The 25,457-nt window shown below is 62.7% G+C and carries 22 protein-coding genes; 10 read left to right on the top strand and 12 right to left on the bottom strand.

The genetic code is table 11. From position 1 onward, the window contains the following. Nucleotides 1-68: 68 nt before the first annotated feature. From EDF58_RS13565 to EDF58_RS13555, 3 genes are all read right to left on the bottom strand, one after another. Nucleotides 69-3,104: a TonB-dependent receptor gene (locus EDF58_RS13565; protein ID WP_207912971.1), complete on the bottom strand. Its 3,036-nt coding sequence runs from the start codon at nucleotides 3,102-3,104 to the stop codon at nucleotides 69-71. A gap of 127 nt (nucleotides 3,105-3,231) precedes the next feature. Continuing rightward, nucleotides 3,232-4,161 carry a FecR domain-containing protein gene (locus tag EDF58_RS13560; RefSeq protein WP_132266432.1) on the bottom strand — a complete coding sequence of 310 codons (930 nt, stop codon included), beginning with the start codon at nucleotides 4,159-4,161 and terminating at the stop codon, nucleotides 3,232-3,234. Continuing rightward, nucleotides 4,151-4,654, bottom strand: coding sequence for an RNA polymerase sigma factor (locus EDF58_RS13555; protein ID WP_132266429.1), 504 nt, complete (start codon nucleotides 4,652-4,654; stop codon nucleotides 4,151-4,153). The genes EDF58_RS13560 and EDF58_RS13555 overlap by 11 nt, the downstream gene beginning before the upstream one ends. 607 nt (nucleotides 4,655-5,261) lie before the next feature. Between EDF58_RS13555 and EDF58_RS13550 the strand changes: the two genes are divergently transcribed. The 6 genes from EDF58_RS13550 (at nucleotide 5,262) to EDF58_RS26115 (ending at nucleotide 14,432) form a co-directional block, all read left to right on the top strand. Beyond that, nucleotides 5,262-5,945: a BTAD domain-containing putative transcriptional regulator gene (locus tag EDF58_RS13550; RefSeq protein ID WP_132266427.1), complete on the top strand. Its 684-nt coding sequence runs from the start codon at nucleotides 5,262-5,264 to the stop codon at nucleotides 5,943-5,945. 229 nt (nucleotides 5,946-6,174) lie between these two features. After that, nucleotides 6,175-8,508, top strand: a complete 2,334-nt coding sequence (locus EDF58_RS13545; RefSeq protein WP_132266424.1) for a hypothetical protein — start codon at nucleotides 6,175-6,177, stop codon at nucleotides 8,506-8,508. Next, on the top strand, nucleotides 8,505-9,788 hold the full coding sequence (locus EDF58_RS13540) for a hypothetical protein (protein WP_132266421.1): 1,284 nt from the start codon (nucleotides 8,505-8,507) through the stop codon (nucleotides 9,786-9,788). The genes EDF58_RS13545 and EDF58_RS13540 overlap by 4 nt, the downstream gene beginning before the upstream one ends. Nucleotides 9,789-9,791: 3 nt before the next feature. Continuing rightward, nucleotides 9,792-10,193, top strand: coding sequence for a hypothetical protein (locus EDF58_RS13535; protein WP_132266418.1), 402 nt, complete (start codon nucleotides 9,792-9,794; stop codon nucleotides 10,191-10,193). Beyond that, complete coding sequence (locus tag EDF58_RS13530; RefSeq protein WP_132266415.1) at nucleotides 10,190-11,329, top strand: hypothetical protein; 1,140 nt, start codon at nucleotides 10,190-10,192, stop codon at nucleotides 11,327-11,329. The genes EDF58_RS13535 and EDF58_RS13530 overlap by 4 nt, the downstream gene beginning before the upstream one ends. A 28-nt stretch (nucleotides 11,330-11,357) precedes the next feature. Next, complete coding sequence (locus EDF58_RS26115) at nucleotides 11,358-14,432, top strand: peptidoglycan-binding protein (protein WP_132266412.1); 3,075 nt, start codon at nucleotides 11,358-11,360, stop codon at nucleotides 14,430-14,432. Here EDF58_RS26115 and EDF58_RS13520 read toward each other — a convergent pair. The 9 genes from EDF58_RS13520 to EDF58_RS25870 all read right to left on the bottom strand — a co-directional run bounded on the left by EDF58_RS13520 (nucleotide 14,398) and on the right by EDF58_RS25870 (nucleotide 22,206). Further along, complete coding sequence (locus EDF58_RS13520) at nucleotides 14,398-15,270, bottom strand: DUF4880 domain-containing protein (RefSeq protein WP_132266410.1); 873 nt, start codon at nucleotides 15,268-15,270, stop codon at nucleotides 14,398-14,400. The genes EDF58_RS26115 and EDF58_RS13520 overlap by 35 nt on opposite strands. An 8-nt stretch (nucleotides 15,271-15,278) precedes the next feature. After that, entirely contained in the window at nucleotides 15,279-15,698 is a 420-nt protein-coding gene (locus tag EDF58_RS26635; protein ID WP_132266407.1) for a sigma factor-like helix-turn-helix DNA-binding protein, read from the bottom strand. 242 nt (nucleotides 15,699-15,940) lie between these two features. After that, complete coding sequence (locus EDF58_RS13505; RefSeq protein ID WP_132266404.1) at nucleotides 15,941-16,357, bottom strand: DoxX family protein; 417 nt, start codon at nucleotides 16,355-16,357, stop codon at nucleotides 15,941-15,943. A 57-nt stretch (nucleotides 16,358-16,414) separates the two neighbouring features. Next, nucleotides 16,415-17,851 carry an efflux transporter outer membrane subunit gene (locus EDF58_RS13500; RefSeq protein ID WP_132266401.1) on the bottom strand — a complete coding sequence of 479 codons (1,437 nt, stop codon included), beginning with the start codon at nucleotides 17,849-17,851 and terminating at the stop codon, nucleotides 16,415-16,417. Further along, nucleotides 17,844-20,459: an efflux RND transporter permease subunit gene (locus EDF58_RS13495; protein WP_347812894.1), complete on the bottom strand. Its 2,616-nt coding sequence runs from the start codon at nucleotides 20,457-20,459 to the stop codon at nucleotides 17,844-17,846. Before EDF58_RS13495 ends, EDF58_RS13500 begins: the two co-directional genes overlap by 8 nt. Continuing rightward, entirely contained in the window at nucleotides 20,456-20,614 is a 159-nt protein-coding gene (locus tag EDF58_RS26700; RefSeq protein WP_347812893.1) for a hypothetical protein, read from the bottom strand. Before EDF58_RS26700 ends, EDF58_RS13495 begins: the two co-directional genes overlap by 4 nt. Beyond that, a complete protein-coding gene (locus tag EDF58_RS26695) occupies nucleotides 20,611-20,925 on the bottom strand; it encodes an efflux RND transporter permease subunit (RefSeq protein WP_347812892.1) in 315 nt (104 codons plus the stop codon). The genes EDF58_RS26700 and EDF58_RS26695 overlap by 4 nt, the downstream gene beginning before the upstream one ends. A gap of 1 nt (nucleotide 20,926) precedes the next feature. Further along, nucleotides 20,927-22,051, bottom strand: coding sequence for an efflux RND transporter periplasmic adaptor subunit (locus EDF58_RS13490; RefSeq protein WP_132266398.1), 1,125 nt, complete (start codon nucleotides 22,049-22,051; stop codon nucleotides 20,927-20,929). Next, on the bottom strand, nucleotides 22,051-22,206 hold the full coding sequence (locus tag EDF58_RS25870; protein ID WP_165921410.1) for a hypothetical protein: 156 nt from the start codon (nucleotides 22,204-22,206) through the stop codon (nucleotides 22,051-22,053). Before EDF58_RS25870 ends, EDF58_RS13490 begins: the two co-directional genes overlap by 1 nt. Before the next feature lie 192 nt (nucleotides 22,207-22,398). Between EDF58_RS25870 and soxR the strand changes: the two genes are divergently transcribed. The 4 genes from soxR to EDF58_RS13470 all read left to right on the top strand — a co-directional run bounded on the left by soxR (nucleotide 22,399) and on the right by EDF58_RS13470 (nucleotide 25,401). Continuing rightward, nucleotides 22,399-22,851: a redox-sensitive transcriptional activator SoxR gene (gene soxR / locus EDF58_RS13485; protein ID WP_132266394.1), complete on the top strand. Its 453-nt coding sequence runs from the start codon at nucleotides 22,399-22,401 to the stop codon at nucleotides 22,849-22,851. Nucleotides 22,852-22,945: 94 nt separating this feature from the next. Continuing rightward, entirely contained in the window at nucleotides 22,946-24,166 is a 1,221-nt protein-coding gene (locus tag EDF58_RS13480) for an FAD-dependent monooxygenase (protein ID WP_132266391.1), read from the top strand. Between the two features lie 30 nt (nucleotides 24,167-24,196). Next, on the top strand, nucleotides 24,197-24,598 hold the full coding sequence (locus tag EDF58_RS13475; protein ID WP_132266389.1) for a hypothetical protein: 402 nt from the start codon (nucleotides 24,197-24,199) through the stop codon (nucleotides 24,596-24,598). Then, nucleotides 24,595-25,401 carry a helix-turn-helix transcriptional regulator gene (locus tag EDF58_RS13470; RefSeq protein ID WP_132266387.1) on the top strand — a complete coding sequence of 269 codons (807 nt, stop codon included), beginning with the start codon at nucleotides 24,595-24,597 and terminating at the stop codon, nucleotides 25,399-25,401. The genes EDF58_RS13475 and EDF58_RS13470 overlap by 4 nt, the downstream gene beginning before the upstream one ends. Nucleotides 25,402-25,457: the final 56 nt, after the last annotated feature.

The raw sequence follows: 25,457 nt of genomic DNA, 5'->3' as shown, positions 1-25,457 counted from the left end.
AAAGCGTGAGGCGGATGAAAGCGGGCCGGCGCAAATCGATCACGCGCCGGCCCGGTAAGGTCATGTGATCAGAGCTGCGCGCGCACGCCCAGGCTGATGCGGCTTCCCGAAAACTCGTAGGTAGTCGGGAAGGCAGGGTCCATCGTATAGCCGGTCGTCTTGGCATTACCGACGTTGATGCCCTGCAGTTCCACGCGGAAGTTGGGGGTCAGCTGGTAGCTCGCGGAGAAGTCGAACTGGCCATAGGCATTGCGATAGACCGGATACATGTTGCGCTCGATACGCTCCACATATTTGCCCTTGCGATTGTAGGACAGGCGCAGCGAGATCGGACCCTTGTCGTAGAATACGGTCGCGTTGTAGGTGTTGTTCGAAAGACCGATCGGCGAGGTCGGGATGCCCAGATCGGACTCGCCGGTCAGCGAGCTGTCCAGGAAGGTCACGTTGGCATTGATGCCGAAACCGTCCGCCCAGTCGGCGATCATGACAAACGGGATCACTGCGTTCAGCTCGATGCCGCTGACGTCATAGGAGCCTTCGGCATTTACCGGCTGATAGACGTCGAAGTCGTAGACGCCGTTCACCGTGCCGTTGGCGTTCAGCACGGTCACACCGGGCACCACGCCGGTCAGCTCGTTCTGGACGACGCCCTTGATCTTCTTCCAGAAGTAGGACGCGGCAAGAATACCGCCACGGTCGAAATACTTCTCGGCGCCCACTTCCCACTGGTCGGCCAAAGTCGGCTTCAGGCCCGGATTGCCGTCGGTGTAGCGATAGCTGCTATAGCTCGCGGTCCGCTTGTAGGCGAGATCGGTGAGGGCAGGACGGATCAGCGTTTGCGACGCGGCCGCGCGCAGGATGAGGCTGTCCGTCAGTTCGGCGTGTGCGTTGAACGAGGGCAGGAACTTCGAGTAGCTCCCCTTGCTGGAGACCGGCTCGGGGGTCAGTCCGGTGCTGCCGTTTGCGTTCTGGACCTGGTGGAAGCCCTCTGAATGGATCGCGGTGTGCAGGTAGCGACCGCCCAGATTGACGAAGATGGGGACAGGCGCGTCGAATTCGAGATCGAGCATCGCATATCCCGCCAGCACTTCTTCCTTCACCTTGTAATAGTTCGCGTTGCTGAAAGGCGTCACGAAGCCGTCAGGGCGGAAGAATTCGCGGGCATATTCGTTCGAGACCTGCGCCCAGTCGATGTCCCGCGCCTGATAGGACTTGCCGCCGACGATGTCCGTCACGCTGGTGAGCGGACTGTCAGAAAGCCTGCGCAGGTTCACATAGGCGGTGCTGCCGCGCGTGGGGCCCTGGATCTTCTCTTCGCCATATTCACGTTCGTTGGTCTTGTTCGTGTACCGGCCGCCGAAGCTGAAGCGCTTGAAGATGGAGGGGCCGAACTCGTAGCTCAGATCGAGCTGCGCTGCATATTTGTCGTCCTTGATCCGCTCGCGCGTCGTCTCATAGGCTTCGAAAAGATAGGAGTTCGGCGCATCGTACATGTCGATCGTGCCCGCCGCGGCGCTGGGGATCGTCTCGCCGCCGGTCTCGGTGTAGCGCGTGCGGGAGGGGGCATAGGCGACATGCTTGAGGTTGGCAAAGTCGAGCGTCTTGGTCGCGCCGGAGTAGCCGGCCAGCGCATTTATCGACAGCTGGCCGAGCGTCCAGTTCATCTCGCCGCCGAACTGGCGATAGTCGGTCTTGTTGATATATTCCTTGCTCAGGAATTCATGCTGGGTGTTGGTGTAGGAGACGTCCTTCAGCACCACGATGCCCGCGTCGGACAGCGTCGTGGCGTCGAATTCGTGGATCGTATCGAGCGTGGAGTTGCTGGACGCAGAATAGCCTGCGGCGTCATATTCGTCTTCGTGCGTCTTGTAGGAACCCACGAACGCATCGAACACGAGGTTGAAATTCTTGCTGGGCTGGTACTGCACCGAACCGGAAAGGCCAAGGCGATCCTGATCGTTCCGATAGACCCTGTCGCCAACCTTATCGAGGAACACGATGCGGTTCTTGTCGGCATTCGAGAAGGTAATGTCCGCGTCGCGCTGAAGCACGGAGATCGCCTGGTTGCGATAGGTCGTTCCCGTACGATCGGTCCAGCGCGCTATCGGGCGGAAGTTGATGCCCGAGTTTGAATCCGTACGATTGGTGCGTTGCTGCTTGGCGACCGAGACGAGTACGCCGAAATCGCCGAAGGTATCGCTGGCGAGGAAGGAAGCGCTCGGGTCGATCTTCTCGGAGATGGAATTGTAGGCGCCTTCTGCGCTGCCAACAAGGCGCCGACCGGGCGTGTCGAACGGGCGGGCGGTGCGAATGTAGACCGACCCGGCGATGCCACCTTCTTCGTCCGCCGCGGTGGGCGACTTCTGGACAGTGACCGATTGCATCAGTTCGGACGCGAACATGTCGAACTCGACGGCGCGCCCGCCGGACCCCGTAGCGGTGGCGAGCTTGTTGATCGAGACGAACGTGAATTCGGTTGGCAGACCGCGCACGTTGACGCGCGTGCCGAGGCCCTTGTTGCGCTCGATGGTCACGCCGGGAATGCGCTGCAGCGCTTCGGAGAGGTTCTGCTCGGGGAAATCGGCGATGTCGGTAGCGACGATCGAATCCGAGAAGCCCACTGTAGCGCGCTTCATGTCGATCGCTTCATCGAGACTGCGGCGGTAGCCGGAGACGACGATATCCTCGGCAACGGCGCTGTTGTCGGCGGTCAGGGCCGGCGTGGTCTGCGCGGCTACGGATACCTTGCGCGCCGGAACCGCAGAAACGGCACGCGCGGGAGCGGGAACAGAGCCACGGACGACGAGATAAGTGCCTTCCCGCTTCTCGTAAGTCAGGCCCGACCCTCGCAGCAGTTCGTTCAGCGCCGCATCGGCCGACGCCGCCCCCTTGATCGCGGGCGCCTTCCTGCCCTGCACCAGCGTGTGATTGACGAGGATCTGGACGCCTGCCTGGCGCGACAGCGTGTTGATGGAATCCTCAAGGCTGGCCGATGGCAGGGAAATCCTGCTCTGTGCGATGGCGGGCGAGGCTGCGCATACGGCGCCGATGGTCAGTGCGAAGGCAGTAACGCTCGTACGGAGCGCGGTCTTGAAAGCTGTCACTTTGGTGTTCCCCCTGCGTTTCGATAAACGAGTTCAGACCAAAGACGGGGTTTCACCAAGAATTTCACAATTTTTGTTTTTACGTTTTGAAGGCATTTTTATTTCAATTTCATGAAATGAGAATAGGTCAGTATATGATGATCCTGTCGTCTGTCTTTCGGATATTGAATCCTTGGACAACGGACAGATTTTCAAGCTGACCCATCGGATCAGTTAGCCGGATCCGGCCGCTCACGGACTGCGCGCCCAATTGTTCGCGCGCGAATTCAATCGGTACTGATGACAGGCTTCGCAAGTCGTCGACGACATCCTTCAGCGGCTTCGCTTTGTACTCGACCCATTCACCGCGCCACGGCGCAACATCACCGGGCTCTACATCGGCGCTGCGGTTCACGCCGTTCCGATCGAGGACGGCAGCCTGATTGGCAGCAAGCCTCGTCGGCTTCTGGAACCAGCCCCGCTTTGCCACGTCCACGATACCAGCGGCGACCGTCACCCTGACATGTGCCGCCTTGCTGACCACTTCAAAACTGGTGCCGATATCGACGATCTCGGCGTCACCGGTCTCGATCCGGAACGGTCGGTCTTCGTCATGGTGGACATTGGCGAACAGCGCGCCCTGACCGAGCTCGATCACACGGTCATGGCGGGTATAGCGGACAGTCACATTCGTGCCTCCGCCCAGCGTCAAACGGGTGCCATCTTCCAGGACGACCTCACGCACCGTGCCGTCGGCCGCTGCAAACTGATGGGCATCCGCCATCCGCATCTCGATCAGCGGCATGGCCTTGTAGCCGCCAACTGCGATGAGAAGGATCGCTGCCGCACTGGCAACAGCTTTGCGGCGCGCCTTCCTGCGCAGCTCGTAATCGTGCAGGGCAGCTCCCATATCGGGACCCATGATGCGACGCCACATCCCGTCGAACGCGGTCTGATGGCGGGGGTCCTGGTCAATCCAGGTGTCAAATGCGTCCTCTTCGAACGGATCATTGTCCATCCGGCGTTCCACCCACTGAGCGGCTGTCCACTTGATCGGATCGACGTGATTAGCAGGCACGCTGTTCGATCTTTTCGATGGCGGCGTCGAGATCCAGTACGGCGCGGGCAACGTGGTTGCTCACGGCGCTGGGAGACAGACCGAGAGCCTCAGCAACTTCACCTGCGGATTCTCCGTTGACCCGGCGGCGGATGAAGACGTCCCGGCGCAGCTTCGGCATAGCCTTGAGGATCTCGAAAACCAGGTCGACGAGTTGCTTGCGCTCCAGTTGCACGTCGGCGGTCGGTATCGGGCAAGCGATCGTCACTGACAGTTCGACATGAGGGGCGGTCTTCGTCCGGCGAAAATGATCGCGAACCAGGTTCAGCGAGATCCGGCGAAGGAAAGCCGGGGGATCGTTCACCACGCCGCCGGGCTTCGACTCAAAGCTGAGCAAGCGCAGGTACGCCTCCTGGACAATATCCTCGCTCAGCATGGAGTCACGAACCTGCCGTCCCACGTATTGCAGGAGATTTGCTCGTTGCGCGCGCAAGAGGGACGTGGTGGCACCCATGTCGCGGCGCCTTAAGGACCCTTTGTGACAGTAATGCTGCCTGATCGGTCAGCAGATCACAAACCATCAAGAACGCTGGTTTGATGGGACCCGCGGATGAAGCCGCACTGATCAGATGTTGCCGGACCTAATGGAGAACAATGCTTAGTCCATCCAAAAAAAACGCTGAATGAGCCGGCCTGATAGTTTGGGAGAGGATGCCTGAAAGGTTGAGCTATGCCGCAGCTGCGGAAGGCATTGTGCAAGTGCGGGGGCCGTCGGGGCTGGCGTTCGAACTGGTGGGGATTAACCTGGCTGCCGAACGAAGGCGCCGGATCGTAGATACTTGCAATGGTTGTCCGCGTAAGTGTTCTTCGTTGATGAAATCTGATCCTCCGTATTGGATGAGGCGTTTGTTAAATGCGCCCAGATAGGATTTGGGGATTATTTTGCCGCGATGATATGATTAAATCGTTATGATGAATCTGACGATTGTCGGTGGGCCAGAGAACGCACTTTTTTATAATATATAGTTTTGAAAAAGGCTTATTTTACAATCCGATCAGACCGGAATTACGGCCGAAACCTCGCAACCCACTTAAGGGGGTTGCCTAAGCGGAGTCGGGGGGTGGAAGAGGTAGAGGGTTTTGGGGGAGTCAGAATCAATGTGATCGGCGGTTTCAGCACACTGCCGGCTGAGCGGCTGTCATCTTCCAGCAAACGTATACTCGCTTATCTTGCCATCAAATGCCGCACGGTGTCGCGCGCCCATATGGCCGCGGAAATGTGGCCGGAGCTTCCCGATGAGGCAGGCCGCGCGAATTTGCGTCGGGCCTTGTGGCATGTCCCGCGAAGCTGGATTCAAGCCTGCAACGACGACGTCGCACTCGATGCGGCAACAGATCTCAGTGCGGCGAATTTGGCAGTAAACCGCGCGCTCAGCGGCGGCGCGCTATCGATCGAGGAGATTAGGCTCCTTTCCGAAGACATCTTGCCGGGTTGGCATGAGGACTGGACGATCGGAGTTCAGGATTCCTTTCGCCTGCTGCGGGTCCAAGCGCTCGAGGCTGCTTGCCGAACGATGGTGGCGAGCGGAATGTCCACGATTGCCTCACAGGCAGGAGCCGCTGCACTCGCTGCCGAACCACTCTGCGAATCTGCCGCAGAGGCGCTCATCGATGCATTCCTGGCGCAGCATAATCGTTTTCTGGCCGTGCGATGTTTCCGTGAGCTTGAAAAGCGTCTGGGAAGCGAACTGGGGGTCGCGCCAGATCCTAAGTTGCGGGCCCGTCTCGCCGACTTGGCACTCTAGTCCTCTCCATCTTCGATATTCTGCGAAGCCCACCATCGCAAGGCTTGCCGGCGACTTGACGCTGGACGGACGTAATCGAGACGCATTTGAAGAACCATCGCGACGGGGACGGGGACGTCGCTTCGACAGTCGCGGTTCGGCGCGTGGACACAAGGTGGAGCGCGGAGAGACGATCTGGGACGGTCGATGCTGTCTAATCGCATAGCCCTTCAGCCGATGGAGCTGCGCGATGTCAGATGCCCAAGATGTAGTCGGAACTCGCTGGACGTCCGGTGAGACCCTGGAAAGCCCCTTCGCCGAGGCGTTTTCCGAACCGGAAGCGCCCAGCTCGCCGACTGCCGGCTGGAATACGGAAAGCTCTCCATTCGCCGAATCCTGGGAAGATCACTTCGCTGGAGACGACACCGCCCAGCGCGTTGCCGAAGCCCTGGCCGAACTCCGGGATGAAAATTTCGACGAATCCCTTGCTGCGCTCGCCGAAGATCTGGAGCGCGACATATCCGAGCGCTTCGCCGGCGAGGACGGTGCCTACGGACCCGAGCGACAACGATACGGTGAGGCCCGGTTGTCTGAAGTGCGATACGAGGCGGAACGCTATCTCGATTCCCTGAGCGAAGGGCTCGCCGGGATGGATCTTGGCGCGCTTGGTGAAGACACTCTGGCGGAATTGCTTGATCGCTTCGACCCGCAGTCGACCGAACTCGGTCCTGTCGGGGAGGAGTTCATCGGCTCCCTTATCCGCAAGGCTAAAAATGTCGTCGGCAAAGTCGTCAGCGTCGCCAAGAAGGTCGGCTCACTTGTAAGTCCTCTGCTCGCACCGGTGTTCAACAAGCTCAAGAGCCTGATCAATCCCCTCTTGAAGCGTGTGCTGTCCTTCGCCGTCGGTAGGCTGCCTGCGCCTTTAAGACCCGCCGCGCGCCAGCTTGCCAGCAAGATCAAGCTCGAGGCGAGTGAGGAAGAGGACGAGAGCGACGGGGTTTCGCCGACCAATCTTGCAGATCCCCAGACGCTGGCTGCGGAGTTCGACGTTGCGCTGGCCGAAGCGATCGTCTCGCCAGGCGCCGAAAGTTTCGAAAACGAAGAGAGCGAGGATCATGAAGGCGAATATGAGGAAGGCCGTCTCATCGAACTGGCCCGTGCAAGAGGTGCACTGATCGACCGATTGGCGGAGGCGCGCGATGGCGAGGACCTGACGCCGGCAGTTGAACAGTTCGTGCCTGCGCTCCTTGGCGCGGTTCGCCTCGGGATCAATCTGGTCGGCAGGCCCAAGGTGGTTGGTTTTCTGGCTGGCTATCTCGGTAAGGTTATCCGCCGCTGGGTTTCGCCGGAAATGGCAAAGGCGCTTTCTAATGCCATTGTTGACACGGGTCTCAAGCTGATGACGCTCGAGGCTGAGGATGGCACCGCTGGCGAAAGCGAAAGCCGTGCGGCCCCTGTCGCGCTCGCTGCGGTGATCGAGGATACCGTTCGCCGCCTCTCCGAGCACGAGGAGTTTGTTTTCGAGAGCGAAGAACTGTTGCAGCTTGCGACGGCGGAGGCGTTCGGTGAGGCGATCGCAACGCATTTCCCTCAAGACCTGGTGCGGGTCGACTTACAACGCGCACCGTCGCTCGGTGGGACGTTCGTGGCGCGCCGCCCCAGGCATACGCGTACCTACCGCAAATACAGCCGCGTGCCCGACGTCGATCTGACGGCACAGATCGCCGACTCCATCCCTACGTTTGGCGGCAGCACCCTGGGAGAAGTCCTGCGTGCTTCGGGCACCGCCTTTCCCATGAAAGCGCGGATGCATATTTACCAGGCCGCGCCGGGCACCAGCCTTGCTGCAATAGGACGCTTCGATCGGGCAGCCCGCGGTGGCAAGGCCAGCTTTCATCCGCTGACAGCCGCCGCCGCCGGGATGTTGCTGCGCGAGCCGCGTCTCGGCGGCGCTGTTCCTTCGCGCTTCATGCGCTCGCCGGGTCGGATAGCGGCCGGTCAGCGCGTCTATGTGCTGCAGCCCGTAGGCGCTCCCCTGACAACTCGGGCGAGACCAACAAAAGCCCATATTCGATCCGACTACTTGAAGGGTCTCGTTACGATCAGCCTGTTCTTTTCGGAAGCCGAGGCGCAGCAGATCGTCCAATCGATCCGCAAAGGCGAAGGGGCGGCGCCGCTGCTGCGCGCGCTCGTGGCGGCAAGCAGCCAGATCGGGCTGCGCCTTCCTGCCAAAGCTGTTCGCCGCGAAGACAATGAGGATCAGGAAGATCACGAGGACTTCGCCCCCCACCTTGGGAAATTGATGCCCTCGGCAATCCGCCACAAGATCAGGCGCCGACTGGCGGCCTGGATTCTGCCGGCACTGGGACAATGGGCCAGGACGGGCGGCGAGAGCTTTGCACGCGCGGCAGGTCATCCCGATGAGGGGGTTACCGTTCGCGTGCATGTGCAGGCCCCGTTTCTCAAGGAAATCGGGAAGCTCGCGCAGAGCGGTGGGCTTGGCGCCGTTGCCAAGCTGCTCAAAGGCGTTCGCGCCAAACCGGCGATCGACATCAGCGTCAACCCTGGGACCAAAAGGTCATGAACGCTGCAATTCCAATCGACCATCACATCCTCGTCGAGGACCTGGAGCGCCAACTGGCGCACTGGCTTGCGGCTGCGCGGACGTTTCGTGACGCCGAGGAATTTGCCTCTCTCGATGCCTGGCGATCGGTCGAACGCAGCGTGGGCATTCCGCTGCGCCAACAACTGCACGAAATTGTCCAGGACCTCATCCGCCACGGCGAGGCCTGCTTCAAGATGATCGGGGCGGCGCGGAGCGATCCCGCGCGGGTGCCGGAAGTACAATCGAAATTGCAGGATTTCCGGCACCGATACGTGCAGGTCGACACGACACTCGATTTCTTCGGCGACGCAGTCAATACGCGTACCAGCCCAAAACTGCGCTCCGCGCTTTCGGAACTGGATCGGCTGGCGGCGGAGAGCATGTCGGCAGTGCTGACTGCCGCAGGCAAGTCGGTTCCGCCCGTTCTGGTCTACCAGGACAAAGGTACCGGAGCGTCGATTTTACGCGCCGGTATCCGTCTTTGGGTTCCTGGTGCAGTCATGCCGGTCGCTGCGATAAAGATTGTCCGGCACAACCTCTATCGTCCTACGTCCCTGTTCCATGAAAGCGGGCACCAGGTTGCGCATTTGACGGGCTGGGTGCCGAAGATGCGCTCTGCGATTGCAGAGGCACTTGCCGGGGATGCAGAGCTGCAGCACATGTGGGTTCCGTGGAGCTCCGAGATCGCTGCGGATGTCTTTGCTTTTCTTCACACGGGCTATGCGTCGGTAGCGGCTCTCTACGACGTCGTCGGCGACGCGCGCACGATCCTTCGCTGGCCGGTCGGCGATCCGCACCCGATCGGCTGGCTGCGCACCGCGCTCGGCTGTGCGATGTCTGCCGAAGCATTCGGCCAGACCGGGCCATGGTCGACGCTGATGCGGGCCATGCGTGTTCATCACCCGCTCTCGCGTGCCGACGATACGTTGCGGCCGCTGCTGGCGCGTTCGCTCGGTGCCATCGGCAAGATTGCGCGCGCTTGCCTGACAGCCCCGATCCCGGCTTTGTCCGGACGGCCGATGACGAGCGTGCTCGATCCGGCGCGCGTCAGTCCCGATGCGCTTGCCGAACTCGAGCGGACGGCCGGTCCAGCGCTGTGGAGCTCACCTCACTGGCGGCGTTCGGATGGCATCCGCATCCTCGCACTCGCCGGGCTGCGCGAAGCAGAAAAACCATCGAGTGCCGAACACTGGATCAGCCGGGCCCGCGCTTGGCTGACTGCCGAACCTGCTACCGGAATTGCAAACCCAAGGAGTTGAGACATGCAAGCACCCCGAAAGTCCAGGACCGGCGGGCGCGGCAGCGATCCGGGCGAGGCGGAACAAGGCGCGCCGAGCGAGGAAGCGTTGGTCGACGCGCTGATTATAGACACCATGAACCGGCGCGATGCCCACTTGCAAAGAGAGATCGAAAGCCTGCGCGGACTCGTCGAGCAAGTGGCGGGCACCGCCGTTCTTCAGCGCGTGATCGAAAACGGCATCGGAGACGTATTCGACCGGCTTGGAGATCTTACCGGCCGGCCCAAACCGGCCAGTGATGCAAGCAACATGCTGCTTGCGAAGATAGCGCGCGAACTCAGCCGTCCGCCCAACACCGACCTGTTCCGCGCGACCCACCCAACCTTTCCGCCCAGTTCCCTAGAGCAGAGGAGGAGCCGCTCATGATCCCGCAGCTGGTGGAGCGTATCCACACCGACCCATCCTTCTCGGCGCTGCCGCTCGATTCCGTGCGCACCGCAGTTCTGACGGCCGATCCACTCGATCTGGTGCTTCATTTCGAGCAGGTCTGGACAGCATGGGATACGTCCGTCCTGTTCCCGACATTCCCACCGTCGGCTCGGCGTAATCTGGCGGCACAGGGCCAGTTTGGCATTTTCGCTCCGCCTGCCGGCGATCAGGCCTGGGATCACCTGGGCTACAGTTTCGCGCTCGAGAACAGTCGCGCCGTGCAAATTCTGAAACGGGTCGTGCGAGAGTACCGCTCGGGCGAGGCACTGGGTATCCCGAGCCGGGAAACGCTTCGCTGGCTCGATGTCACCGAGGCGCTGCTGTTCGGGGCGGAAAATCCTTTTGCCGCCTGGCTTTCGACCGCGCCGGCATCGAGCGATGGCGAAAGTGCGCGCCGAAGGGCCTACTGGCGGTTGTTCGGTCTCGATCTGGCATTTGGCGCCGACGACAATCGCCCGCCGGTCTTCGATCGCGCCACTGCCGCGAACACGGGCTTTGTGGGGCTGTTCGAGGAGCTGCTGTTCGAACTGTGGCAGGCGATCACCAATCTCAAGAACTTCTCGGGCGTCAATGCGTCGGACGATGATCGCATATTCCGGCTGACCGAGGCGCTGATGTACATGCTTCGCGCCCGCCGCAAAGGGGAGGGCGAAGGCAGCTTGCTGGCGCGGGAGGAACTCGCAGCCGCCACGGTGCTCGGATGGGTGGATCTCACCTTCAGCTTCGATTCGCCGGTGATACTCGATACAGCGGCGCAATCGACCAGCGCGGCAGGACGGTTGACCAATCTGGGCGCCAAAGTCGGACTTGCCGCGCACAGCAAGTCGACAGCGCTGTTCGAGATGGCCGAAAGCATGTCGAAGGTCATGCGCGTTATCGAGTCCGGCGTGATCGTGGACCCCACGTTGTCCTACATTCTCTACCGCGATCAGCCGGTGGGACCAACGACAGTCTACGGAACCCAGGCGCGCCGCGTGATCACGGAGTGGAGTGCGGCCACGGGCAAGGATCTGAAGGCACGCGCGCGGGCTGTTACGACGGCCCCGGTGCGGAAATTGGTTGGCGCCTCCTGAATTCGGCGCCCCACAGTGGAGGTGGGCGATGAGCAAGGTCATGCACGATTACGATCCGATCGGCCTCGAGCTGCCATTCGCGCCGGTCCCTGCGGGCAAATGGCAAGCTGGCGAGAACGCCTTCTCCGGGGCGGAGATGGGGCCTTACAATTTCGATGAAGCGCTTTTGGACAATGAGACCGGCACGCCCCATTCGTTCAACAATTGCTCCGCGCAAGAAAGGACTCTGCTGACCGATGCAGCCGAGCGCTCGTTGACTTCCCTGCGCCACGCCGCCTCGTTCGTCGGCAGTGCCTATGGCAGGCCCGACCGCATGTCGCCGGCAACGCGGCACCTCCTCCTCGATCATTTCCATACGGTCCGTCGAGATGACCTGCGCAAGATACTGACGAACCTTATGCGTATCGCCAAGGCATTCGTCGGGGGCATACGCTTCAACGCGGCCCGCGCATGCAAGGCGGACGCCCATGGCATGGTATGCGGCTTCGCGTACGACACGCAGCTGTTCGGGGGGCGAGGCTACGTCAACGTGTGCTTCGACGCACGAACGAACCATTGCAACTTCCCCATGCGATCAAGCGATGCGCAGGAGCAGATTGTCATTCACGAGGTGGCGCATCGGTACGTCGGAATAGGCGATCAGGCCTATCATCACGAGGCCGCCTATGCTCGCCTCTCTCCGGCCAAAGCGCTCGACAATGCCGATAGCTATGCCTTCTTCGCGACCGAGGCGCGGGCGACATTGTCCGAGGCTCCGGAAATTTTCGAACGCGCCTGGCACCCGGCGGGTGGCACGTCGACCGAATGGACCGAGGCAGCGCTCGGGGAGCAAGAGCCATTCATCGCTCCAAAGAATGAGAACGAAACCGAGGAACTCGATTGGCTGGACTTCAAGGGCGTCAGGGACGAACAATTCGCCGATGAGGCCGGCAGCCTGGCTGCCGATGAGAGCGAATGGGAAGAGGAGCGCGCCGGCCCCTGCCACTGCGGCTCACGACATGCGACCGAATTGATGGGTGAGGAATTTAGCGACCCCGAGTTGTTCGAGACACTGGAGCTGATTGACCACGAAGGCAGCGGCGTGACCGATCGATTGCGTGACGCTGCCGCATTCCTTCTCGGTCCCGCATTGCGCCATGGCGATCAGGGAGAGGGCGTCAGCGCGCTTCAGCGTGCACTTCGCTCATTGGGCCATCCTATTGACATTGACGGTCGCTTCGGCCCGCAAACCGAAGCTGCCGTGCGGCGATTTCAAACGACCGCCAGGCTTACTCCCGACGGAATGGTCGGACCTCAGACCAAAGCGGCGATCGCCGCGGCGCTTGGCGGCAGCATCCCAAACGGCCCAGTGCCGGTACCACCTGGCCCGTCGCCAGTGCCACCGATCCCGCAGGATTCGTCGACGATCGATGACTTTTCGCGGGCGCTCGCGACGGAATGGAGCCGGAGCAGCGGTGGCCGTGTCGATGCAGAGACCAAACGACTTGCGTTGATTGCAGACCATGCTGCCACTCTTGAAGGCGCGCGAGCACGGTACGGGGCCAAGGTAACCGAATCTGCGGTCACTCAGGCGTGGAAGATCAGCAGGGATCAACAGATGCGCTTCGAAACACGGGGCGCGAGCGGGATTGCTGCGCTCGGACCTTTCGCGCCTCCGGCGGCCATGATGGCCCTTGCGGCCGATCCCGCGATTGGCGGCAGCAATCTAGCGCCCGTCGCGCCTACTACTTCGCGCTTCGTTGCCGAATTGAAGAGGCGAATACCGCGCGTATCGGTCTCGACCTATCGCCGCCACGGCAGCCAGGGCTTCGTTGACCGGGGCTATTCGGTGGACTTGTTCATTCCCGGTCGCGACGGCCGGGGCTTCTACCGGGCGGACGACGCTCTAGCCCTGCTTCGCGCTGTAGACGTCGCCGCCAAGGCAGCGGGTGCGAACTGGCGGGCGATCTACAATGACTTTGGCGTCGCTGATACGATCAACCGGGAGTTTGGTCGGCGGCATGTCATTTTTGTCGGCAGCCCTTCAAGGAGCAAAGGGCGGGTCACCAACCTTAACTGGCATGGGCCGAATCCGCTGATCCTTCATGTCCACATCGACCTTGCGGTTGCGGCCGGGATCGATTCAGAGTGGGAAAACGACACCGAATTCGAGAGCGCCGGCGAAGGACTGATCGAACCGAGCTGGCACGCGCACGAAAGCATGAGTGGCGCTTTCGAGAGCACCTTGCTCCCGGCCTTCCGGACGATGATCGACAACGAGGCCGACGGCAATTCGGCTGTAAGCGATCGCCTCAAGGGAACTGCCGAGTTCCTTCTTGGCGCGCCATTGCGCCCAGGCAGTGCCGGACTGGCAGTGGCAACACTTCAACGCGCGCTGGTGAAGCTTGGCCACGACTTGGCCATAGACGGTGCCTTCGGGCCAAATACAGATCGAGCGGTGCGCAGTTTCCAGGAGCGCGCGAGGTTGACGGTGGATGGTATCGTCGGATCTGCGACCAAGGCGGCACTGGCAAAAGCCTTGGGAGAAAGCCCGCAATCACTTCCGCTTCCTCCGTCGCCCACACCGGGGCCGGTGCCGCCCAATGTGGGGACTTACAAGCTGTCGCCCCAGCAGTTCGTCACCATGTTTGCGCCTGCCGCCCGTGCGTCGGAGGCTATTCACCGCGTGCCTTCGCTCGTGACGCTGGGTCAGGCAGCGCTGGAATCGGGATGGGCCGAGCGGGCACCTCGTTATAATTTCTTCGGTATCAAGGCTCATGCATCGGATCCGGAGGAAACCCGTCAATTGCTCCGCACCGTGGAATATCTTCCCCACCGTAACGCGGTGTTTCCAGAAGTGATTTCCATCACCGAGCTTCCGAACGGCCAGTTCAAATACGTCGTGCGCGATTGGTTCCGGGCATATTCGAATGCCGAAGCCTCGTTCGATGACCACGGCCGCCTCCTCTCAACGGCGAAGCGCTATGCCGGCGCTTTCGAACATCTCAACGATCCGTTCGCATTTGTTGCCGAGGTGGCCCGGGCTGGCTACGCGACCAGCCCGAGCTACACTTCGACGGTCCATGCCGTCATGCGGATGATAGAGAAAATCGGAATTTCCTGATTTTGTACAAGATGCCAGCAATGCCTCCGACGTGATCAGACGCTCTCCGGAGTTGTGGCAGTTCGCGCTCTAATGCCAGCAACGCTTTGAATGGTTTTATCCAGTCCAAACCCATTGTCGCGACGCAGGCTGCCGTGGTCCCGGGCGTTTCAGTGTCATGGACGCGCACACTGTGCTCGGTAACGGCAACCCTCGCTTGCCATGCGGACGACGAAGCGGGTACCGAGCGCCGTAACCGTGCCGTCTCCCACGGCGACGACGAAAGGTTTGCCGGCGGCCGGGGCCACAGTGAAAGCAGCTTCTCCCCGCAGCAGACGGACCTGCCGCCCAGCGTCATAGTCGATGGCGATGGCGCTGTCGGTATTGAGAAATGCCTGGACCCGTCCGGCAGGGTGACATTGCGCTGCACGCCCACTCCGGTGACGGCATCTGCGCGCAGGCGCGTGAAGATCGCGCCGGATTGCGCAAACACGGCGATCAAAAGGCAGGCCGCCAACGCAGTCCGCCCCAGAGACTTTCGCCCCCGCCGATGGTGCGTGGAAGCCGGCTTTTGTTTCCCTTCGCGGATGCCGCCTGTTGTACTCGGGCGCATCTTCGGCAGCGGCGCCGGATCATCCGCCGCAGGCGCCGGCGGCATGGTTGAGCAATCAATCACCGTCCAGATGCGTTCCATGTCGGCGTAGGCCTGCGCGTGCCGGGAATCCTGGTTCAGCCAGACGGAAAGGTCTCCCTCATCCTTCCCGGTCATCGCCCCGGCCGAGCGCTCTCCAAACAGGCGTGCGGCTTCTTCCCGAATGGCGGGAGTGATGATCGATTCCGCCGGAGGCGTGGGATCCATCGGCGATGTCACTTTTCTGCCCCCCGGTCTGCATTGTGCCCATTGTCTGACGGATTGTCCTTGCGATCCGAAACCGGGGGTATCCAGTTTTCGTCGTCCATCCGCGCATGGCAGTGCGCCATCGCCTGCGCGACGTAACGCCCGACCATCTGCCGACTGATGCCGAGTTTTTCGGCCACGTCTCCCATCGGGATACCTTCGACCCTGTGCATCCGAACGATCTCCTGGCAGCGATGCGATAGCTCGGACAAGGCGGCAGTAAGGCGGGCGAGGGCTTCTCGATCCAGCAGGACGGTCTCGGCCGAAGGCGCAGGGGGGGCGCTTGCGCCAGAACGTCTTCGTCCGAGGAAAAGCGGCTTGCCCGGCTTTTGGCCGACCGGAAGGCGTCTACCGCTACATTGTGCGCCATGCGGTAGAGAAACGCGCACTTGTTGGCGATCGGGGGGTGATCGTCGACCGCCCGGATCTTCAGATAAAGCGCTTGGGCAACATCTTCCGCCTCGTCACTGCCGACCAGGGATCGCAGATATCTCAGCAGTGCCGAGCGCTCCGCGACCAGCAGGCGAAACAGGGAAACGGAATTGGAGCGCACTCGCGACGCCTAATGCTAATGGCAATCATACGCAATAATAGATATTACTACCCGCGACCGCGAAGCGCCCTCTTCGTTTCACCGAACCCTTCGAAATGATCCCTCTCTGCCGCCCCATGCGGCGGTCATGAGTCCGCCAATGAGGGAGACGTGTTCAAGCACGATGTAGAACTCCTGCGTCCGCAGCGGGTCGTCCATCGTCCAGAACGGGCGCGCGATCGGGATTGTCAGAGCCAGGAAAACGCCCAGTATGCCGGCGCCAAGCCAGGTCCAGCGGTCGCTCAGGACAAGCAGGGACCCTCCCAGTTGCACGGCGGTCACGGCGAAGGCGAATGCTTCAGCGGGCATGAGGCCCACTGCGCGCATTTCCGCCACCTTTGCCGGGAAGTCGAACAGTCCGGCAAGGCCGGCACTCCAGAACACGAACGTCAGGACAAGCCGCGCGAAAAGGCCGAACCAGCGTTTCTGCACCAGCGCAATGATTGCATGAGGCATACGAATTTCTTTCAGTAGGTGGGCAGCGTGCCCCGGCAGTGATGCGTGGGGGCGCGCTTACGACGCGGGTTGTGCGGGTTCGGAGCCTTGCCGCCATCCGCCGCCCAAAACCTTGAACAGATCCACACGGTCGGAAGACACTTGGGTAAGGGCTGCCACATGGGCGGATCGGACGTCGAGAAGGGCGGTCTGCGTCACGAGCATGTCGAGCAGCGATATCGAACCTGCGCGGTAGCGTTGATCGGCAAGGATCCAGGCCCTTTCGGCGCTGGTTTCCGCGTCGGCCAGCGCTTCCAGGCGGCGCTGGCCCTGGGCAACGCGCGTGAGGGCCTGCTCTACTTCCTTGAGCGCGGTGAGCACTCGGCCGTCGAACGTGGCGAGAGCGACATCGCCCTGCGCTTTCGCTTGTCGCACGCGCGTGCGGGCGACCGCGATGTTCGGGAAGCTCCAGGTGACGAGCGGGCCGAGCGAAAACGACAGGGAATCGCTGCCCTTCACCGTCTCGCTACGCAGGAAGCCGCCAAAACCGCCGAGACTGATTTTCGGATAGAGGTCCGCCGTCGCCACGCCGATGCGGGCCGTGTCGGCGGCGAGCCGGCGTTCCGCCTCGCGCAAGTCTGGACGTCGCCGCAGAAGTGCGGCGCCGTCTCCGATCGGCAGCGCCTGGAGCGGGGATGGCGGGCGGGAGCAGGCTTGCGCTGACTGCGGGATGGAATCGGGTGTGGACCCCAGCAATGCCGCCAGTTCGAACAGGGCCACTTGCCGCGCGGCTTCGCGTTCCGGGATAGCTGCGCGGGCAGTGGCCGCCGCGCTGGCGGCGCGTTCGACATCGAAACGCGCCGCCGATCCGGCTTTCTCCTGCGCGGTGACGAGAGCGAGGTTGCGGGCCGCGACGGAGGCGGAATCGCGCGCTACGTCCACTGCATAAGCATTGGCGCAGGCATCGAGGTAGGCGCGGGTCGTTTCGGCGGCCACCAGCACGCGAACGCCGTCGCGTGCCGCCTCGACCGCTTCCGCATCGGCGCGCGCGGCTTCGATGGAGCGGCTGACGCGGCCGAACAAGTCGGCCTCCCAGCTTATCGATGCCGAGGCATTGCCCGACCATTGGGCGTCGGCGAACTGGGCGGAGCCACCCTGACTGCCGCCGACCTGGACGGAGTTCCCATAGCCGCCGCCCGCTGAGAGCGAAGTGGAGGGCAGGCGCCCGGCGCGCGCTTCGGAGAGTACCGCGCGCGCTTTCGCCAGGTTCGCAGAGGCCACGCGAAGGTCGGTGTTCGCGGCGAAAGCGCGGGCGACGAGGTCGTCCAGCGCGGGGTCGTTGTAGAGATGCCACCAATCATTCGGTAGCGGCGATGCCGGGTCTATGCCCTGGGCACGGGTGACGAATGCCTGTTCTGCCGAGGCGGAGGAAGCGGGCCGATGATAGTCCGGCCCTGCGGCGCAGGCGGCGGTGAAGAGGGCGCCAAGGGCGCTGGCGATCTGTCGCTTACGCATGGGCCGGTTCTCCGTCTGAAGGCGCGTGGTGCGATGTGGCCTGCGCCTTGGCGCGATGGTCGCCGGCGAGGAGGGTGTAGATTGTCGGCAGCACGAAGAGGGTGAACAGGGTGCCGATCAGCATGCCCATGACCACCACGATGCCGATGGCGAAGCGACTGGCCGCGCCTGCACCACCCGCGAAGAGCAGGGGTACGAGCCCGGCGACCATCGCCGCCGTGGTCATCAAGATCGGCCGCATGCGCACGGCGGCGGCGTGGGCGATCGCCTCTGCCCGGTTCCACCCATGGGTGTGCTGCATCTCGTTGGCGAAGGAAACCATCAGGATACCGTGCTTGGAAATCAGCCCGATCAGAGTGACGAGGCCAATCTGCGTGTAGATGTTGAGCGTCGTGAACCCGAGATAGAGCGGCACCAGCGCGCCGGAGACCGCGAGCGGTACGGTGACGAGGATCACCAGCGGATCGCGGAAGCTTTCGAACTGGGCAGCCAGCACCAGGAAGATCACGACGAGGGCGAAGGCGAAGGAGACCGTGAGCTGGTTGCCCTCGTGCACGTATTGGCGGCTGTTCGAGAGCCAATCGACCGTGGTGCCCGGTGGCAGCGGCTGTGCTTTCAGGAAGTCCACCGCCTGCCCCATCGTCACCCCCGGCATGAGCACGGCGGAGATCGTTGCGGAGTTCATCTGGTTGAACTGGGGCAGCTTGTTGGGCTGCGGATTGATGGTGATGCTGGCGACGGTGGAAAGCGGCACGAGGCTGCCCGATCCGGTCTTCACGTAAAAGGCGCCGAGGTTGTCGGGCGTCAGGCGCCGATCCTGCGGGACCTGGGTGATCACGTCGTAGGAGCGGTCGTGCCAGTTGAAGCGGTTCACATAGTTCTCGCCCACCATGAGCGCGAGGGTGTCTGCGATCTCGGCCATGCTCACGCCCAGTTCGCCTGCTTTGGCGCGGTCGATGGACACGTGGGCCTCCTGGCTGTCGAAGGCGAGATCGGCATCGACGAAGGCGAAGAGCTTGCTGCCCCAGGCGGCGCCCTTGATGGCCTCCAGCGTGCGGTAGATTTCGGGAAAATCGTCCGCCGAGCGGATGACCATCTGCACCGGCAATCCCCCGCTGCCGGCCGGGAGCGGACTGTCCTGGAAGGCTGTGGCATAGACGCCCGTCACGGCGGAAGTCGATCCGGCGATCTCTGCCTGGATCTGGTCGGCATTGCGGGTACGGTCTGCCCATTCCTTCATGATGATGCCGCCGAAGCCGATATTGGCGCCGCCAGTGCCACCGACGTCGAACCAGCTGTCGGCATATTCGGGCACTTTGTGGAACAGCGCTTCGACTTGCGCACTGTACCGCGCGGTATAGTCGACATTGGCATATTGCGGTGCCTTGGTCTGGACGAAGACGTAGCCCATGTCCTCCTGCGGCGCGAGTTCGCGCTTGGCACCCAGGAAGAAGACCACGCTGGCGCCCAGGATCAGCACTCCGGCCATCAGCACCGCGCCCCTCGTGGTCAAGGTGCGGCCAAGCAAGCGTACATAACGCCCGGTCAACCCGTGCATCACGCGTTCCAGGGCCTTTTCCAGACGGCCTTCGCCCATCCGGGCATGGAGCAGCCGGCTGCTCATCATCGGCGAGAGCGTCAAGGCGATCACGCCCGAGACGATGACCGAACCCGCCAGGGTAAAGGCGAATTCGCGGAACAGCGCACCGGTCAGGCCCCCCATCAGGCCGATCGGGGCGTAGACGGCGGCCAGCGTGATGGTCATGGCGATGACCGGGCCGACGATCTCCCGCGCGCCGAGCAAGGCCGCCTCGATGGGGCTGGCCCCTTCCTCGATATGGCGATGGATGTTTTCGACCACGACGATGGCGTCATCCACGACCAGGCCGATGGCGAGGACCATGGCCAGCAGCGTCAGCAGATTGAGCGAGAACCCGAAGGCCAGCATCAGTCCCGCGGTGCCCAGCAGGGACAGCGGAATGGTGACGACGGGAATGATCACCGCGCGGAAGGTGCCCAGGAACAGGAAGATCACGACGATGACGATGGCCACCGCTTCGATGAGGGTGTGCGCCACTTCGTCGATCGAGGCTTCCACGAAGTGGGCGGTGTCGAACTGGTTGCGCACTTCCAGCCCCGGCGGGGCGACGCGTTGCATCTGCGGGAGCAGGGCCTTGACCCCTGAAACGATGTCCAGCGGGTTGCCATCCGGCGTCGGGGCGATCGCGACGGTGACGGACTTGTGCCCGGCGGAAAGCGCCCGCGCATCATAGTTCTGGGCGCCCAGCTCCACGGTGGCGATGTCGCCCAGGCGCACGAGGCCCCCGGCATCGCCGCCCTTGATGACCATTTGCCGGAAGGATTCGACATCGCGCAGGTCGGTTCCGGCGGTGATGTTGATGGCAGTGCTGGCGCCCTTGAGCTGGCCGGGGGCGGCCTGCACATTGTTGGCGCGCAGAGCCGCCGCGATGTCGCTTGCGGTAAGACCGCGCCCGCTGAGCTTGGCGGGATCGACCCAGATGCGCATTGCCGGTGGGGCGCCGCCGCTGATCTCTGCCGAGGCAACGCCCGGCACGGAGGTAATCAGCGGCCGCGCCACGCGGTTCACGAAGTCCGCGATTTGCGAGGCAGAGAGCCGGTCGCTGTGAACGCGATATATTGGATGGCGGAAGCGCCATCGGTGATCTTGGCGATCGCGGGATCGGTCACGCCTTCGGGCAGCCGGTATTTCACCTGCTGCACTTTGGCCAGAACCTCGGTCATCGCGCGATCGGCATCGGCGTTGAGCACCAGCTTGGCGGCAATGTGATCTGGCCCTGCGTCGACGTGGAGGTAAGGTATTCGATGCCGCTGGCAGTGGCGATGGACTGGGCGATCGGCGTCGTCACGAACCCCTGCATGACGTCCTGCGTGGCGCCGGGAAGGGAAGTGTCGATGGTGATCGTCGCGCTTTCCATGCGCGGGTATTGGCGGATCTGGAGGGCGAAGACGGCGCTTAGGCCGACAAGCAGGATCAGCAGGCTGACGACGATCGCCAGGATCGGACGGCGTATGAAGATGTCGGTGAAGCCCATGTCAGCGCCCCTCCTGCGAAACGAGCGTCGCGATTGTGACCTGCGCGCCGGGCTGCACGCGAAGCTGGCCATCTGCGACGATCACGTCGCCGGGGCGAATGCCGTCCGTCACCACCACGGCATCGCCGACGCGTGCGCCGGTGCGGACCGGCACGACCTCGGCCGTGCCGCGCTTGCGGGCATCCTTGCCGCGCACCACGATCACGCTGTCGCCTTGCGCCGAAGTCTGGATCGCGGTCGCCGGCAGCACCAGTGCGTTGGCACGGGGTGGCAGCGCCAGCGCGGCGTTCACGTACATTCCGGGACGCAGGGCGCGGTCCGGATTGGCGAGCAGGGCCTGCACCGTGACGTTGCGGGTGTCCTTGCCGATCTGCGGTTCCACCGCGTTGACCCTGGCGGTGAAAGAGCGCCCGGGAAAGGCATCGCTGGAGACGGCTACGCTGGAACCCGGCACAAGGCGCGCCAATTGCTGTTGTGGCACCGTGAATTCGACATAGAGCTGGTCGAGCGCTGTCAGAGTAACGATCGGATCGCCGGGGTTGAGATACTGTCCCAGGTTGACGCGGCGAATGCCCAGTTGGCCTGCAAACGGCGCGCGGACTTGCTTCTGCACCAGCCGCGCATCGATCTGCCGGACGGCGGCAAGTCCCTGGTCGAATTCGGCGCGGCGCTGTTCGAGTAACTCGCGCGGTTCCGCGCCGGTGGGCGCAAGCTGTTTGGACCGCGCCAACTGAAGCTGGGAGAACCGCGCCTTGGCCGTCGCGGCCTGGCGGTCGGCCTGTTCTGGACCGTCGAACAATTGCACGAGCAGGTCTCCTGCGGAAACCCGGCGCCCTGCCTCGAACCGGATCGCGGAAACGCGGCCCGCCACCTCGGGCGAGAGCGTCACTTCGCGCACGGCCGTCAGGGTGCCGACTGCATCGATCGCCTGCGGCACATCGCGCGGCGTGGCGACGACGGCGGCGACCGGCACGGCTTGCTGCGGCCATTCCTGGCCTCCGCCGTTTCGCTCGGCGCGCCAGAGGAAAAGAGCGCCGAGCAGAGCCCCCAGTGCCACTGTGGTGACGGCGATCGTGCGCAGCTGGGCCGGGCGCGACCTGGCTTTGGTTTCTCCCTCCATCACCATTACCGCGCGATGCCGGTGCCAGGCGGGAAACGGACCCAATGCGAAGGCGAACTGCTGAAGTGCGGATCGAGCCGATCATCCGGCGACGGGGTTGCTGCATGCTTTCCCGGCGTCGGCCGGATCGCAGGATTCAAAGGCTCGTAGAACAGGATCATGTCGGCTCCTCGGATGGATCTTCCATCATTGGGGAGCTTGCGGTGAAGCAAGCCGACTGGTCTCTTACGACCTCAACCATAGTTCAGGTCAAGATCGAATTTTCCGATCGATAAAATAAGGGATTGCGATTTTTCTTGGGTTGCTTCGCTGGGCGGGCGGGTTAGAAATCCTGAACGTTTGTTGAGGTAAAGATGACTCTTGAAGGCAGTCAGGCGCTTACCGTGGGCGAAGTGGCGCAGCGCAGCGGCGTCCCGGTTTCCACGATCCATTTCTACGAGAGAAAGGGCCTTATCGAGGGGTGGCGTACCGAGGGAAACCAGCGGCGTTACGAACGGCGCATCCTGCGGCGCGTGGCGATCATCCGCATTGCCCAGCGTGCGGGGCTGCCGCTCTCGCTGATCAAGGAACACCTCGACCGCTTCGCCAAGACACCCATTACTTCGGCGCAATGGGGCACGCTGACCGCGGATTGGCGGGCCATGCTGGATGAGCGGATCACCGGTCTCATCCAACTGCGCAATCAACTTGACAGTTGTATCGGCTGCGGTTGCCTCTCACTGGTGGACTGCCCGCTTCGAAATCCTGGCGACAGTCTCGGCTTCCAAGGCCCGGGGGCGAGGTTGCTGAGCGGGGCGGATCGATGATCGGCCGCAAAGCGATCGGTTAGGTACGGGCTGGCCGATTTTGGCCGAAAATCATTACATTTTGGCTTTATAGCGTTACCGCTCATTTTTGCGAATGGTTATCGAAACCGCATCGCAGATTTCGGGGAGCACCGGCTATGGAGACGCAGAAGGTTATCTTGTCGGTGGCGGCATCGGCGGACTTTGCCTTGCGCAAGCCCTGAAGCGGACTGGCGTGCCCTTTGTGCTATTCGAACAGGATGCAACACTTGGCGCGCGCGATCGGGGGCATCGCCTGAGGATCGACGCGGCAGGGCAGGATGCGCTGGCGCGCTGCGTGCCGGTCGATCTGCTGTATCTTGTGCACAGAACCGCCAGCCTTGCCGAACCCGGCCCCTGGTTTGTCGATTCTCGATTGCGGCCAGTTCAATGGCCGATTTCCGGCGGTTGGACTACGCGTGGGAATGCGGTTGCGGATATCTGCGTGCATGGGCAGACCATGCGTGAAATCCTCGCGTCCGGGCTGGAGGAGCACATCCGCTTCGACCACGCGCTGATCGAATATGAGGAGAGTGCCGAAGGCGTAACCGCGCGGTTCGCAAATGGGCATGGAGAGCGCGGTACGCTGCTGGTCGGCGCGGATGGCATTGGATCGGCCGTGCGCCGCCAGCTACTTCCCGGCGTCGTCCCTGAGGATACCGGTCTGGCCTGCATCAACGGGCGCACTACGGCCACGATTGCCAATTGCCGCGCGATCGGTCCGGAAATCTGCGCCGGCAGTGCCGCCGTCGTCGCCGATGGTTTCCTGGGGGTCATCGATCTGATGTTCTTCCGCGATCCGATGCCCAGGCTGGCGGCCCAAATCGTGCCGGACTGCCGGATCACGGACGTGCCGGAATACTTCCATTGGGCCCTTACGGGAACGCGTGCGTGTCTGGGAGTGGAGACCCTGCCGGGAACGCCGCGCGAGCTGGACGGGATCGTTCGCCAACTGGTTCGGGATTGGGATCCGGCCCTGCAGGCCGTGTTCCTGCGGGGCGATCCCGCCGAATGGGCCGTCCATCCCGTCTGCAGTCTGTGGCCCGATCGAGCATGGCAATCGCAGCGGGTGACGCTGCTGGGCGATGCGATCCATGCCATGAGCCCGGCGAACGGCTCGGGGATGGTCACGGCGCTGTGCGATGCTGCGGATCTGTCCGGGTGTCTGGCAAGAGCGGGCAGGGGCGAAGGCCGCGTCGCGATGCTGGAGGCCTATGCCGTCACGATGCGGGAGCGGGCAATCGACGCTGTACGCGCTGTTTCTGCGGACGGCAGCCGTCTTGCCGCGGCAGCTTGAATCCACCGCCAGCTTCGAAGGAGCATCACCATGGTCATCCACGATCTCTGCCGTTGGCCGCTTGTAATTTCAACGATGAGCGGCGCCGTCACCAATCAGGAATACCTCGATTTTCTGGCCGCCTGGGGGACATGGCTGGATCGCGGAGAGCGCTTTGCTTCCTTGCGCCGCTTTACCGATGCCGCCTCACTGGTTCATCCGCAGGGGAGCGCGAAGGAGGCGAAGAAATGGTTGCAGGACAATGGCGCCCGCATCCGATCGCAAGTGGTGGGCCTCGTCACCGTGGTCCCTCCCGAATGCCTGGAGGCCGCCAGCCTCATGGATGCGGAAAAGTTGTTTGGAGTGCCGGCGCTGACGTGCAGTGATCTCGATCAGGGGCTGGACTGGATTGCTACCCGTTTCGAACAGATCGGGTTATCTCCGGTCCCATGACCGACATCGTCAAGCAATTGCCGGAACTGGCCGATCGGATCGAAGGGCCGCCCGTCATTGCCTTCTGGGGCAGCGAACGCCCCGGAGACGGCAGCGCGATCCAGTTGCGCGAATTCGGTTGGCACGGACATGCACGCGGGCAGCTTTTCAGCGTGGAGTCCGGGCTGGTCCGCATCAGAACGCATGACGGATCATGGCTGCTTCCGCCCCGCCGCATCGGTTGGGTTCCTGCTGGCGAACTGCATGAGGTGAGTATCAGTGGTTCGCTCAGCGGTTGGGGGGCGATGATCTCTCCCGCCGCAAGCAGTGGATTGCCTGAGCGTGTCTGCGTCATGGCAGCCAACGATCTTCTGCGCAGTCTGGTTCACAAGGCGATGGGGTTTGCCGAGGCAGAGGTACTCTCGCCCGAGCAGGAGCGCCTGACCGCAGTGCTGCTGGACGAAATTCGCGCAGCGCCGCTGGAGCCGCTGCATTTGCCCATGCCCAGTGATGCTCGGCTGCTGCGGCTGACGATGCACCTTCTGGCTCAACCTGGAGAAGAAAGGCCCTTCGCGCAGCTCGTATCCGAACTGGGAATGTCCGAACGCACGGCGCGTCGGTGCTTTCAGGCCGAGACCGGGATGACTTTCCAGCAATGGCGGCAGCAGGCGCGCCTGTCCCTGGCATTCGAATTGCTGGCACAAGGGCAGCAGGTAGGCGCCGTATCCGACGCCCTTGGCTATGCCACGCCGAGCAATTTCATCGCCATGTTCCGCCGGGCGTTCGGCTGCTCTCCGACACGCTACTTTGGCATGATCGGCTGACCAAGTGATCGATGCCAAATATGGTATGGACCTTAGTGCGACGTGGGACCGAAGTC

It is taken from the genome of Novosphingobium sp. PhB57 (assembly GCF_004342985.1).
Classification (GTDB): Bacteria; Pseudomonadota; Alphaproteobacteria; order Sphingomonadales; family Sphingomonadaceae; genus Novosphingobium.
The sequence above is the reverse complement of the archived record's forward strand: the minus strand, read 5'-3'. Positions and strand labels throughout refer to the sequence as shown.

Bases quoted from the DNA above. Each gene is read 5' to 3' on its own strand.
- EDF58_RS13535 (WP_132266418.1), top strand. From the start codon at position 9,792: ATGCAAGCACCCCGAAAGTCCAGGACCGGCGGGCGCGGCAGCGATCCG.
- EDF58_RS26700 (WP_347812893.1), bottom strand. From the start codon at position 20,614: ATGACCGAGGTTCTGGCCAAAGTGCAGCAGGTGAAATACCGGCTGCCC.
- EDF58_RS26695 (WP_347812892.1), bottom strand. From the start codon at position 20,925: ATGGGCTTCACCGACATCTTCATACGCCGTCCGATCCTGGCGATCGTC.
- EDF58_RS13490 (WP_132266398.1), bottom strand. From the start codon at position 22,051: ATGGTGATGGAGGGAGAAACCAAAGCCAGGTCGCGCCCGGCCCAGCTG.
- EDF58_RS13530 (WP_132266415.1), top strand. From the start codon at position 10,190: ATGATCCCGCAGCTGGTGGAGCGTATCCACACCGACCCATCCTTCTCG.
- EDF58_RS13505 (WP_132266404.1), bottom strand. From the start codon at position 16,357: ATGCCTCATGCAATCATTGCGCTGGTGCAGAAACGCTGGTTCGGCCTT.
- soxR (WP_132266394.1), top strand. From the start codon at position 22,399: ATGACTCTTGAAGGCAGTCAGGCGCTTACCGTGGGCGAAGTGGCGCAG.
- EDF58_RS25870 (WP_165921410.1), bottom strand. From the start codon at position 22,206: ATGATCCTGTTCTACGAGCCTTTGAATCCTGCGATCCGGCCGACGCCG.
- EDF58_RS13555 (WP_132266429.1), bottom strand. From the start codon at position 4,654: ATGGGTGCCACCACGTCCCTCTTGCGCGCGCAACGAGCAAATCTCCTG.
- EDF58_RS26115 (WP_132266412.1), top strand. From the start codon at position 11,358: ATGAGCAAGGTCATGCACGATTACGATCCGATCGGCCTCGAGCTGCCA.
- EDF58_RS13480 (WP_132266391.1), top strand. From the start codon at position 22,946: ATGGTTATCGAAACCGCATCGCAGATTTCGGGGAGCACCGGCTATGGA.
- EDF58_RS13500 (WP_132266401.1), bottom strand. From the start codon at position 17,851: ATGCGTAAGCGACAGATCGCCAGCGCCCTTGGCGCCCTCTTCACCGCC.
- EDF58_RS13540 (WP_132266421.1), top strand. From the start codon at position 8,505: ATGAACGCTGCAATTCCAATCGACCATCACATCCTCGTCGAGGACCTG.
- EDF58_RS13470 (WP_132266387.1), top strand. From the start codon at position 24,595: ATGACCGACATCGTCAAGCAATTGCCGGAACTGGCCGATCGGATCGAA.
- EDF58_RS13475 (WP_132266389.1), top strand. From the start codon at position 24,197: ATGGTCATCCACGATCTCTGCCGTTGGCCGCTTGTAATTTCAACGATG.
- EDF58_RS13520 (WP_132266410.1), bottom strand. From the start codon at position 15,270: ATGGATCCCACGCCTCCGGCGGAATCGATCATCACTCCCGCCATTCGG.
- EDF58_RS13545 (WP_132266424.1), top strand. From the start codon at position 6,175: ATGTCAGATGCCCAAGATGTAGTCGGAACTCGCTGGACGTCCGGTGAG.